The following is an 11,727-nucleotide window of genomic DNA, read 5'->3' on the forward strand; positions in this document are numbered from 1 at the left end:
ACCTAAAACGCAAGCGCGGTAGCGTTTGCGCCAACTTGGAAGAATGCTTTTGTCCTCTCTTACTCCCTCTTATCAATGGCTTGATACCCCTGATGCGCTTGATGCGGCATGCGAACAAGTAGCCGATGCGGCCGTGATTGCTCTGGATACCGAGTTTTTCCGAGAGAACACTTTTTTTCCAGTCCCCGCGCTGATTCAATTCACCGCCGGTGAAGAGGCTTATCTGATTGACCCGGTGGCCGTCCCGTGTACCGATAAATTTCGCGCTCTGCTGCAGAATAGTGCCATCAAGTTGCTGCACGCTTGCAGCGAAGATCTAGAAGTCTTCCAACACTGGGCGGGGGTATTGCCAGAGCCGCTCATTGACACCCAGGTGGTACAAGGCTTCTTGGGCGAAAACCCTGGCATGGGGTATCAAAAGCTGGTCGAATTTTGGGTCGGTGAAACCCTGCCGAAAGAGGAGACCCGCTCGAATTGGCTAGTGCGCCCGCTGTCGCCTGCGCAGTGCCACTACGCCGCGCTGGACGTTATCTATTTACTCAAAGTCTGGACGCTGCAGGCTGAAAAGCTTGCCATATTGGGGCGCCGTGAGTGGGTCGACGCTGAGTGCACAAGCCTAATTGAACAGGCGGGCCGCAGCGTTGATAACGACCAACAGTGGTATACCCGCCAACGCCAGCTATGGCGCCTCACGCCCCGTCAAATGGAAGCGTATCGGCTGATGACCACCTGGCGTGAAGGCGAAACGCGCCGTCGCAACTTGCCGCGTAATTGGTTGATTAGTGACAAGCTGCTGTTTGCGATCGCCGAAAAGATGCCGAGCAATCGCTTCGAGCTCGCCGAGGTGGAAGGCGTTAAGCCGATGCTCATCAAAAAAGAGGGCGATGCACTGCTGGCGATGGTCAAACAGGCCCAGCACTGCGATGAAATAGCCCTGCCCAAGCGCTGGCCGGACCCCATGCACCCGACGTTCAAGTCACGCTTTAAAGCGCTCAAGAAGGTGGTAACCGGCAAAGCCGATGACTTGGGGGTGGCACCGGAAATGCTGATGCGCCGCCGGGATATTGAAACACTGGTGATGCAGGACTTGGCGGGTGAGCCTTTCACTTGGCCGACCGGTTGGCGGGGCGAGTATTTGAATGGTGCGCTGGCCCAAGCCCTTGAGGAACGACCATCATGAGCGACAAGCTGATTTGCGAGGTTTTCAAAAGCTCGCGTAAAGATGAGATGTATTTATACCTCGATAAGCGTCAAGGATTTGCTAACGTCCCAGAGCAGTTACTGGAAACGTTTGGCAAGCCTGTGCCGGTGTTTACCATGCTACTGACCGCGGACAAAAAATTGTCACGGGTGAATGCCGCAGACGTGGTGGAAGGKATTAAAGAGAAAGGCTTCTATTTGCAAATGCCGCCGCCTAAAGAAGCCTATTTGCTTGACGTGCATCGCGCCCATGTTGCCTCGCGTTCTAATGCACGTTCTGATCAAGAGTAGCGACAGGCAGTTATGAATTTTCTTGCCCATGCCTGGCTGGTGAGCGCCGGAAGCGATGATTTTCTCTACGGAAATTTAATTGCTGATGGCGTTAAGGGTCGCGATTTAAGCGCTTGGTCTAGCGCCACTGCGCTGGGTATTCGCCATCACCGCCGGGTGGATGCCTGGGTAGATAGTCATACCTGCGTTGTTAATGCGCGACGCCGTGCGCCAGCTGACCAACGTCGCTATGCGGGTATTGCTCTGGATATGGTGTGGGATCATTTCCTGGCCCGGGATACGGCGGGCCAGGCGGATCAAGAGGCGATTGTGGAGCGTTGTTATCGGCTGCTCTCCGCGCGCCCTGCGCCAAATCGGTTGGCGGGTATGATGCCGATTCTCGTCAAGCACGACTGGTTAAGAGGCTACGCTGACTTTGCTTTCACCTGCAGGGCGATTGCCGGTATCGGGCGGCGTTTGTCTGGCCCCAATCAGTTGGCGGCCTTAGTGCCTTGGCTCCACGATGATTATCAAGCGCTAGAAAATGACTTCCAGACACTATGGCCCGAGCTATTGGCTGAATTAAGCTACTAAGCTACACCCCATAATAAAGAGTTTTTCCGTGACAATGAGGCATGACAGGAGGGAGACAGCGATGCGCGAACGTTTTTGGGAGCGCTTTACCCTTGAAGAGCTAACGCCCCAGGAGTGGGAGGCGCTATGCGACGGCTGTGGGCAGTGCTGCCTGCTAAAGCTGCACGATGAGGATACCCAGGAGTTGGCGGTGCTCAATGTGGCTTGCCGCCTGCTGGATATCCACAGCTGTCAGTGCAGTGATTATGCCAACCGCTTTGACAGCGTGCCCGACTGTACTCAGCTGACCCCTGCCTTGGTCAAAGAGTTTACCTGGCTACCGCAAAGCTGCGGCTACCGGCGGGTGGCGGAAGGGCGCAAGTTGGCAGGCTGGCACCCGCTGTTAAGCAATGACGCCGAACGGGTTCACCGCAAAGGGGTGAGCGTGCGCAGCTTTGCGGTGTCCCAAGATGAAGTGCCTGAACAGCAGCTAGAGTCGCACATTATTGCCGTGCTGCCGATGTGATGCCAACCATGCCTGCAGTGCTTCAAAAGGCATAGGCCGGGCGAATAGATAACCCTGAAACACATCGCACTTCAACGCCATCAACTGCTGTTGCTGCTGAGGCGTCTCTACCCCCTCCGCGACGACCGTCAGATCGAGGTGGTGAGCCAGGGCAATAATACCCTGTACGATAGCCGCGTCTTTGCTGTTGTTGGCGATATTGTTGATAAAACTGCGGTCAATTTTTACCTTATCAACGGGTAGGTGGCGCAGGTAACTCAGGCTTGAAAAGCCAGTGCCAAAATCGTCAATGGCAACGCTGATCCCCATTTCACGCAGCGCATGCAGCGTCTCAATCGCGGCGTCGGTATCGTTCATCAATATGCCTTCGGTTAACTCAAGTTCTAGCGATGTTGCGCTGAGCCCGGTGGCTTCAAGGGTAGCGCTGAGCGAGCTTAAAAAACTTGGCCGGTGAAACTGCATCGGCGAAAGGTTGACCGATATACGGCAGTGGCTGGGAAGCCGCGGCCGAAGCCTCAGGAAATCCCGCGCGGCGCGCTCTATTACCCACTGGCTTAAGGCGATAATTTGTCCTGTCTCTTCAGCAATAGGGATAAACAGCACCGGTGAGATAGCGCCTTTGGTCGGATGGTTCCAACGGACCAGCGCCTCGAAGCCCTTAACGTGCCCATCGGCCGTTAACAACGGCTGATAATGCAGTTCAAACTGCTCATTCAGAATCGCTTCCTGCAATTCATTTCTCAGCGTCACCCGCTGGGTTAGTTTTTGATTAATATCTTGAGTGAAGGTTTGTAAGGCATTGCGGCCTTGCTGCTTGGCTTTGTACATCGCCATATCGGCTTGCTGAAGCAGCTCTTCAGGTTGCGCCAGCTGTTTGTCATTGAGCGCAATGCCAATACTGGCTGAAAGATAAAGTTCATGTCGATCAATACAGTAGGGCAGTGCAAGCGCTTCAAGCAAACGCTCTCCAATGTCCTGCGCTTGCTGGGGGCTATGCAAATCCGGTAGCAGCAATACAAACTCATCGCCCCCGAAACGGCACAAGGTGTCGGAAGGCCTGATCGCCTGCTCAAGCCGTCTAGCGACGTTGATAAGCACTTGGTCGCCAATGCCATGGCCCAGGGTGTCGTTGATCGGCTTKAATTCATCCAAGTCAATAAACAGCACCGCTAAATGTTGATTGTGCCGCCGGGCGAGCTCAACATCATGGCGCAGATGATCCTCAAACAGGGCGCGGTTACCAAGGCCCGTCAGTGCATCGTGGGTGGCATGAAAAGCGAGCGCGTTCTCATGGTCCCGACGCTCAGAAATATCGTTAATACTGCCCACAAAGTGCGTGATATGACCGTTATGGGAGCGCACCGGGGAGAGAAATAGGTTATTCCAGAACGCTTGACCGTTTTTGCGGTAGTTACGTAGGGTCAAGGTGATATCGTGCTGCTGAGTAAGAGCATGCTGGATATCGGTCATTTGCTCTGGGTCGGTATCTTGGCCTTGTAAAAAACCGCAGTTGCGCCCTTTTGCCTCTTCCAGCGAATAGCCTGTTATGGCCACAAAGGCGGGGTTTACATAAACAATGGGGTAGTCAGGTTGCCGTGCCTCGCAAATTAAAATGCCATTGCTGCTGGCTTCAATGCTGCGCTGATAGATACGCAACTGGGACTCTTTTTGGCGCAGCGCGGTCATCTCCTTGGCAATTCCGTAAACACCTACCACTTGATCCATGACCACCGTGGGTAAAAACGAGACATCCAATTGGCGTACGTTGCCCTGTTGGCTGATGATTTCCAAATCGAAACGCTGGGCGATACCCATTAATGCTTGTTGGAAAGCAGTACCCACGATGGAGTGGTGTTCAGGCGCAACAACCTCTTTCCAATGACTGCCAATAATCTGTGCTTCGTTAATTTCAAGCAGGGTGAGTACGGATCGGTTGACGCTTAAGTGATAGCCGCTCAAATCTAGCGAAAACACTGCATCGGGGTTTTGTGTAAACAGAGAGCGAAACCGCTGTTCGCTATCTTGCAGGGTCTCTTTGGCTTTCGAAAGCTCACGGGAACGTTGGGCACGGGCAGATATCAAGGCAAGGCTGAAAATCAATTGATAGGTGAGTAGCAGGCCGGAGAGTCCAACACCAGCAGCAAGAAAATTGGTGGTGAGGAGGGGCTGATTTGATCGTTCCGAGAGTGCCAAAGTGATCACTGTTCCGCCCGGTAACGCCACCGTGTGCTGCGCTAGCGTCATTGCTGGTGGTGCTATTGAAGCAGTGGGTAGCAAGCCCTCCCCTTGGTTAATCAGGTGACCATTGGCGTGGATTATATGCAGCGTAAAAGCGCCGTTAACCGTGCTGGTTTCTTGCTCTACGAGCCGCGCTATATCGATAACGGCGACTAGCTGGTGGGGCTGGTCCTGAGGTTGGATGGAGAGAAGCGCTAGCGTAGGGCGTTCAAAATCGGGGAATGACCACTGAATGACACTTCGTTGCTGATTAAGCCAGGTCAATGTAGCCAGGTTAATTAATTGATCATCTAGCCAGAGTAGCGCGCTGCCATGGCGTGAACGGCGCCATATATCATTGGCGAGCGGGTTGAAGTATGCAATGGCGAGTATGCTTGGATAGTCTGTCCAGTAGCGCGCAACCTCCCGGCTGCGCGATGCTGGGTCTTCAAAGACCTGGTGCCAGCGCTCCGCCAAGCGTTCCAGTACAATCGCTCGCGATGCCAGCGTCTGGTTAATATTAACCGCAATGCTTTCCAGGTTCTGCTGAGCCCCTTGGCGCATCTCGTGGTGTTGATCCCAACTGACTAAAAACCAACCGCTCATACTTAAGCTAACGCCTAGGATGCCAAACAGTACGGCGGCATTGCTTAAGGATGTTTTTAGATGAGGAATATGCCGACTCACCATTAGCATCGCGATACCAAATAGAAAACCGACTAGGCCAGGGATAAGCGCGCTGGCGCGGGGTAACCAGTCCGGCACAGTTAAACCATAATGGACGGCAAAGGTAATGCAACCCACCACCCATAAAAACAGCCCGCCGAGCTGCCAAATAAGCCGCTGCCAACGTCCTTGAGGGCCGACCCAGAGGCAAAATGCAGCCATAAACAGTATGGGGGCGGTTTGGCTAGGCAGGCGTTGATGACCACTCAGCAGGGAGACCGTGTCATAAGTGGGGTCTAGGGCATTGTGGATCAGCGTATAGCTGGCAACCGCAGCCAGTGCGATAGAGGTTACTTTGCGAAAACGTTCGAAGTTAGCCATCACTGCGCTGAGGCCTAACCCGCAAAGTAAAATAACCAGCGCACTGTCCGGTAGCAGAGCGAGCGCATCGGGCTGGTGAACATCAGGAAAAAAGCCCATCAAGAAGCCACCTGCACCAATCACAATGGTGGCCACCAGCAGCATCAGTAAGCCCGCTTGAAGTGCCAGTTCGCGATTATTGACATCCATTAGTTATTATTTATGCATCCAGTGAAGGGTGTGTTTACGCCGATTCACATAAGGTACCTTTAGAAACCAATAGCTCACCAGGGGATATCATCAACGCAAGTTGGAAACATCTTTTTATTAACGCCAGCTGAATTTATTAAGTTTATGTATTTAATATTATTTTTGTATTCTGAGCTTAAGTTGAGTGGGGTTTTCTATGCATAAAGGATATGAGTGTTTTGATAAAAAATCTCAAGCAATATATGCATAGGCCTGCTGTACTTGCCGGAGCGCAGCAGGCCTGTGAGCACTTTACTCAGTGATTGCCAGTGTTTGCGGGTTCAGGCCCAGCGCCCAAAGAATAAACGCATCTTGCCGGGCGGTATCGCGCCAGGCCTTGAAGCGGCCAGATGCGCCGCCGTGGCCACTGCTCATATCGGTACGCATCAGAATTGGCGCTGATCCCTGTTGCTGCTGGGACACCTGGGCATAGAACTTGGCGGGCTCCCAGTAGCTGACCCGGGTGTCAAACCAACTGCCCTCAATCCACAGGGCTGGGTAGGTTTGGGGCTGGATATTGTCGATCGGCGAGTAAGCGCGGATTCGGGCGGCAACCTCTGGCTCCTCTGGGTTTCCCCACTCGCTGTACTCCGCGGTGGTTAGCGGTAGCTCTGGATTCTGCATGGTGCGCAGTACGTCTAAAAAGGGCACATCCAGCAGCGCCGCGCAAAATTTTTCCGGGGCACGATTAATACAGGTACCGACCAGTAACCCACCGGCGCTGGCGCCATAGGCTGCTATGCGCTGTGAATCGCTAATACCCTGTTCGACAAGTGCTTCACGCGCGGCCAGGAAGTCATTAAAACTGTTTTCCTTGTGCTCCATTTTACCGTTTAAATACCAGGGCTCGCCGCGTTCGCCACCACCGCGGACATGGGCAACCGCAAAGGCTGCACCGCGCTCCAGCAGCTCCAACCTGGCGATCGAGAACCAGGGGTCGAGCGCATCACCGTAGGCACCGTAGCCATACAGCAGTGTGGGTAGGGCCTGGCCCGCCAAGTCGGCGCGCATCACTACCGATACGGGCACCTGTTCACCATCTTGGCTGGTCGCCCAAAGGCGACGGCTGATTAACTGTTGCGGCTGTAAATTGCCGTAAACAGGTACCCGTTTCAGTAGTGTGCGTTCGCCGCTGATTAGATCAAGTGCGAACCAGCTGGGCGGCTGGGTAAATGACTCTTCACGTAGATGCACTATCTGTGTATCGAAGTGCGGCGCATCTTCCAGCATCTGGGAGCAGGGTTGTTCGGGCAGTGCCAGATACTCATCCTGCGTGCATCCGTGCTGGGCATCGAACAGCAAACGCCGCAACCGCACCTGCGCCTGTGCATGATCGCGCTCCGCCAGTATCAGCCCCCAGGCGAACGCATCAACGCCTTCCAGGGTAGCTCCTTCACGGTGGGCGATTAACGTTTGCCAATTCAATTGGGGCTGACCAAGCTGACTTTCGGGCAGGAAGTCGAGCTGGAAGTGAGCACCCGCCTGATTATGCAGACGATAAAAGCTGCCTGGGCGATGATCGATGCTGTACTCAACCCCTGCCTGTCGCGGCTGAATACACTGTGGTGTTGAAGTTGACGAGTCAGCGGGCAGTAGGTGGATTTCACTGGTGTCTTTTGAGCCGCTTTCGAGCAGCAGCCACGACCGTGAACGCGTTTTGCCGATGCCAAGCCAAAACTCAGGGTCCTCTTCGCGTAACACCAGAGCGGGCTCTTTGGAGGCCTCAGGTTTAGCCAGTGAGATCGAAAACCGCCAAACGCTATCGGGGCGCTGAGTGTCGTCAAAGCGCGTAAACAGCAAGGTAGCCTTGGTGGCAGTTTGATCTTCTGCCCAGCACAGCCCCGCACCAATATCGCTCAACAGTTGCACCGGCTCCCCGCTAGGCAGTGCTTTCAGCCATAGGGTAAACCGCTCATCGCCTTGGGTATCTTCTGTCCAGGCTAACCACTGCTCATCGGGGGAGAGCGCCATATCGCCCATATCGTAAAAGTCGTGTTCGGCGGCGCGGGCTCTCACATCGAAAAAGCATTCTTGCTGTTCGGAGTGGTGATTGGGATGGCGCCACCAACAGGGGTAATCATCGTCCGCACCTGTCTCGCTCCAGAACGTGAAGTGGTCAAGCGTTGTCTTAAGGCTGGTCACGGCTAATTCGCGGCGTGCCAAGTGGCTCTGGTATAACGCTTCCTCCAGCGGGGCAAGTGGGGCAAACCAATCGGCTTGTTGCTGGTTGGCGGCCTCTAAAAAGGCGCTGACCTGTGGGTCGTCGCGCTCTTCTAACCAGTGCCATTGCGGGTCATTAGCGCGATAATAGCGTGCAGCGGGTAAGCCTGAATGTATGCCTTGCTGTGCTTTCATAAATTGATAGGTACCATAACGGGAAATCAACGTCGGGTGAGTTCACCCATATGAGGGGTATTATGCTGTTTGCAAATTCAACGCCAATGCTTTGGTTGAGTTATTACGGGCTGTCGCTGCTAGTGATTGTCGCGGTCTATTTTGCGCTCACTTTTCTGCCTCGCTTGCCACGTCTTGTACTGACCTGGACGGTTGCCGGGGCGGTATGGGTGCCCGCGACTTTCCGGCTGCCGCTAATCGAAGAGGGTGAATTCTATACCGGTTGGGCACCTTCGGCGATGGTGGCGGCGGTTGGCTTTTTAGAAAATAACGGCTCGGCGCTACGTGGCGGGTTGATGTGGCTGGTATTAGGGATGGCGTTAGGTGCGCTTATTGGCGTTGCACTTTGGTGGTGGCGCCGCCCAGGCGAGGCTGAGTATGTCACCCAGGAAGAAGAAAGTGATGACGAAGGCGAATCGCCACGCCGTCGCGAACCGGTGATTGGTTGATGCCACGTTTGAACAATGTCTTGATGCCTCAGTATGTGCAAATCGTATGTATGAACCGTATGTGTAAAGCGTATGTGTGAACTGCTGGGTATGAGCGCCAATGTACCCACCGATATCTGTTTCAGCTTTTCGGGCTTTTTGCACCGCGGTGGGGGCACGGGCCCACACCGCGATGGCTGGGGAATCGCCTTCTACGAAGAGGGCGGCTACCGCGACTTTCGTGACCCTCACCCGTCGGTCGATTCGCCCATTGCGCGATTAATTTGTGACTACCCGATTAAGTCCAATGTGGTGATTAGTCATATTCGCCAAGCCAATGTAGGGGGCGTAAAGCTTGCCAATACGCACCCATTTACCCGAGAAATGTGGGGGCGGCCCTGGTGCTATGCCCACAATGGCCAATTAAGTGGCTGGGAGAGCCTAGCATTAGGTAATTATATCCCGGTTGGCAGCACCGATAGCGAGCACGCCTACTGCTGGCTAATGGGTGAGTTACGCCGCACCTTTCCTACGCCACCTGCTTCACCTGAAACACTCTGGGAGTACTTGCACCAGCTGTGTGAGCAGCTAAGAGCGCTTGGGGTGTTCAATATGCTGCTCTCCGATGGCCGCTATTTGTATACTTATTGCGCCACTAAGTTGGCGCACATTACCCGCTGTGCGCCCTTCGGCGATGCGGAACTTTCCGACGCTGAAATGACGGTGAACTTTGCCGAACACACCACACCAGACGATATTGTGTCAGTGATTGCCACCGAGCCTCTCACCCATAATGAAGCGTGGCAGCGCATGGTGCCCGGCGAACTATTGGTCTGGCGCGATGGAGAAATCCAGGCGCGTTACTGTCCATAAGCGTAGGKGTTGCTAAAGTGAAATAAGAGAAGTAGCAATGAATTAAGCGAGCCTGACTATGGGCTAAAGTTTAAACGTAAGTTTCAATCGATCGTTTTACAGCCTGTTATAGGTCGTATATCGTTGGGCGTCTTAAGCTATTTTCAGACAAAGCCCAGCGACAACAACAAGGTCGGTGATCCTACGCCGACGCCGATAGCGGAGATTGCCCATGAGCGAACACGCCAACGCCGCCGTTTTACGTGGCCCAGCGCTTGAAGGGTTGGATCAATACGATTCAGTCACGGATGTTTTTCATAACGCAGTAGCACGTTTTAAGGACAAGCCAGCTTTTTCCTGTATGGGGAAAACGCTCACCTTCGCTGACCTTGATCGCCTCTCAGCAGACTTTGCTGCTTGGCTTCAGCATGAAACCGACCTTGTTCCAGGCGATCGTATCGCAATCCAGTTGCCCAACGTACTGCAGTTTCCGGTGGCGGTATTTGGCGCGCTGCGGGCAGGCTTGGTGGTGGTTAACACCAACCCGCTGTATACCGAGCGGGAAATGGCCAATCAGTTCAAGGACTCTAACGCTAAAGCCATTGTGATTTTGGCCAATATGGCGGACAAGCTCGAAAAAGTGCTCGATAAAACAGATATCAAGCACGTGCTCGTCACCCAGTTAGCTGACTTGCACGACGTTCCCAAGCGCTGGTTAATCAATGCCGTGGTGAAGCACGTCAAGAAAATGGTGCCTGCCTATTCACTGCCCGGCGCGGTTGGTTTTCGCGATGCGCTGAAAAAAGGCGCCTCGCTAAGCCATAGCGAGGTCAAAAGAGGCCCTGATGATTTAGCCGCGCTGCAATACACCGGCGGTACTACGGGTATGCCAAAAGGCGCGATGCTGACCCATCGCAACCTCATCGCCAATATGTTGCAAGCGCGTGAAGCCATTGGCGCCCATCTGACCGATGGCGAAGAGCTGGTTGTCGCCCCGTTACCGGTGTATCACATCTATACCTTTACGGTTAACTGCCTGTTTTTAATGGAAACCGGTAACCACTCCTTGCTTATCACCAACCCTCGTGATCTGGATGGGTTTGTCAAAGAGCTCAAGGGGCTGCCTTTTACTGCCTTTATCGGCCTCAACACGCTGTTTAATGCATTGTGTAATCGCGACGACTTCAAACAGCTCGATTTTTCCAAGTTGAAGCTGACGATCTCCGGCGGCATGGCGCTGACTAAAGCAGCGGCGCAGCGTTGGGAGCAAACTACCGGTTGTCCTATCGCTGAGGGGTATGGTCTGACCGAGACTTCTCCCATCGTTAGCTTTAACCCCACCGATGCGATCCAACTGGGCACTATCGGCAAGCCTGTGGCAGGCACCGCGGTAAAAGTCGTCGACGCCGATGGCAACGATGTGGCGCTGGGTGAGCCAGGAGAGCTGTGCGTGCAAGGGCCGCAGGTGATGAAAGGCTACTGGCAGCGCGAAGACGAAACTCGCGATTCCATCGATGAAGATGGCTGGTTCCACACGGGTGATATCGCCGTGCTGCAGGATGACGGCTACATCCGCATCGTTGATCGCAAAAAAGACATGATTCTGGTCTCTGGCTTTAATGTGTACCCCAACGAAATTGAGGACGTGGTGGCTGCTCATCCTGACGTACTTGAATCAGCGGCGGTTGGCGTACCGGATGAAAATGCCGGTGAAGCGATCAAGCTGTTCGTAGTGAGCAAAAATGACCAGTTGGATGAGAAAACGCTACGCGATTGGTGCAAAAAAGAACTCACTGGCTATAAGGTCCCCAAGGTCATCGAGTTTCGTGATGAACTGCCCAAAACCAACGTGGGCAAAGTGCTCCGCCGCCAATTGCGCGACGAAGAGCCCTCAAAAACGTCATCAGATAGCCATTAATAAACACTCGATTAGCGGGCGAGGGCAGGTTGTAACAAGGGTCTTTCGCCATGGATGGCGAAAGTAGCGCCCAC

The 11,727-nt window shown here is 53.9% G+C and carries 9 protein-coding genes; 7 read left to right on the forward strand and 2 right to left on the reverse strand.

Annotation, left to right across the window (positions count from 1 at the left end; genetic code table 11):
- The first annotated feature begins 43 nt into the window (after nt 1-43).
- The 4 genes from rnd (at nt 44) to HALO_RS09305 (ending at nt 2,569) form a co-directional block, all read left to right on the forward strand.
- Nucleotides 44-1,180 carry a ribonuclease D gene (rnd, locus tag HALO_RS09290; protein WP_035583878.1) on the forward strand — a complete coding sequence of 379 codons (1,137 nt, stop codon included), beginning with the start codon at nt 44-46 and terminating at the stop codon, nt 1,178-1,180.
- A complete protein-coding gene (locus HALO_RS09295) occupies nt 1,177-1,491 on the forward strand; it encodes a YcgL domain-containing protein (RefSeq protein WP_035583876.1) in 315 nt (104 codons plus the stop codon). The genes rnd and HALO_RS09295 overlap by 4 nt, the downstream gene beginning before the upstream one ends.
- A gap of 12 nt (nt 1,492-1,503) precedes the next feature.
- Nucleotides 1,504-2,064: an acyl carrier protein phosphodiesterase gene (locus HALO_RS09300; protein ID WP_035583874.1), complete on the forward strand. Its 561-nt coding sequence runs from the start codon at nt 1,504-1,506 to the stop codon at nt 2,062-2,064.
- A gap of 61 nt (nt 2,065-2,125) precedes the next feature.
- Nucleotides 2,126-2,569, forward strand: coding sequence for a YcgN family cysteine cluster protein (locus HALO_RS09305; RefSeq protein ID WP_211596093.1), 444 nt, complete (start codon nt 2,126-2,128; stop codon nt 2,567-2,569).
- Here the strand turns inward: HALO_RS09305 and HALO_RS09310 are convergent.
- Both HALO_RS09310 and HALO_RS09315 read right to left on the reverse strand, forming a co-directional pair.
- Nucleotides 2,534-6,022, reverse strand: a complete 3,489-nt coding sequence (locus HALO_RS09310; protein WP_050713358.1) for an EAL domain-containing protein — start codon at nt 6,020-6,022, stop codon at nt 2,534-2,536. The two genes, HALO_RS09305 and HALO_RS09310, sit on opposite strands and share 36 nt — an antisense overlap.
- A gap of 291 nt (nt 6,023-6,313) precedes the next feature.
- The gene (locus tag HALO_RS09315) at nt 6,314-8,416 is read right to left on the reverse strand and encodes a S9 family peptidase (RefSeq protein ID WP_035583868.1); all 2,103 of its coding nucleotides are present in this window, start codon (nt 8,414-8,416) and stop codon (nt 6,314-6,316) included.
- 62 nt (nt 8,417-8,478) lie between these two features.
- Between HALO_RS09315 and HALO_RS09320 the strand changes: the two genes are divergently transcribed.
- The 3 genes from HALO_RS09320 to HALO_RS09330 all read left to right on the forward strand — a co-directional run bounded on the left by HALO_RS09320 (nt 8,479) and on the right by HALO_RS09330 (nt 11,653).
- Nucleotides 8,479-8,904, forward strand: a complete 426-nt coding sequence (locus HALO_RS09320; protein ID WP_035583866.1) for a hypothetical protein — start codon at nt 8,479-8,481, stop codon at nt 8,902-8,904.
- 72 nt (nt 8,905-8,976) lie between these two features.
- Complete coding sequence (locus tag HALO_RS09325; RefSeq protein ID WP_035583864.1) at nt 8,977-9,756, forward strand: class II glutamine amidotransferase; 780 nt, start codon at nt 8,977-8,979, stop codon at nt 9,754-9,756.
- 211 nt (nt 9,757-9,967) lie between these two features.
- The gene (locus HALO_RS09330) at nt 9,968-11,653 is read left to right on the forward strand and encodes an AMP-binding protein (protein ID WP_035583862.1); all 1,686 of its coding nucleotides are present in this window, start codon (nt 9,968-9,970) and stop codon (nt 11,651-11,653) included.
- Nucleotides 11,654-11,727 lie beyond the last annotated feature (74 nt).

Origin of the sequence: Halomonas sp. R57-5, from assembly GCF_900070345.1 — a bacterium.
GTDB classification, from domain to species: domain Bacteria; phylum Pseudomonadota; class Gammaproteobacteria; order Pseudomonadales; family Halomonadaceae; genus Vreelandella; species Vreelandella ventosae_B.

Bases quoted from the DNA above. Each gene is read 5' to 3' on its own strand.
- HALO_RS09330 (WP_035583862.1), top strand. From the start codon at position 9,968: ATGAGCGAACACGCCAACGCCGCCGTTTTACGTGGCCCAGCGCTTGAA.
- HALO_RS09320 (WP_035583866.1), top strand. From the start codon at position 8,479: ATGCTGTTTGCAAATTCAACGCCAATGCTTTGGTTGAGTTATTACGGG.
- HALO_RS09300 (WP_035583874.1), top strand. From the start codon at position 1,504: ATGAATTTTCTTGCCCATGCCTGGCTGGTGAGCGCCGGAAGCGATGAT.
- HALO_RS09315 (WP_035583868.1), bottom strand. From the start codon at position 8,416: ATGAAAGCACAGCAAGGCATACATTCAGGCTTACCCGCTGCACGCTAT.
- HALO_RS09305 (WP_211596093.1), top strand. From the start codon at position 2,126: ATGCGCGAACGTTTTTGGGAGCGCTTTACCCTTGAAGAGCTAACGCCC.
- rnd (WP_035583878.1), top strand. From the start codon at position 44: ATGCTTTTGTCCTCTCTTACTCCCTCTTATCAATGGCTTGATACCCCT.
- HALO_RS09325 (WP_035583864.1), top strand. From the start codon at position 8,977: ATGTGTGAACTGCTGGGTATGAGCGCCAATGTACCCACCGATATCTGT.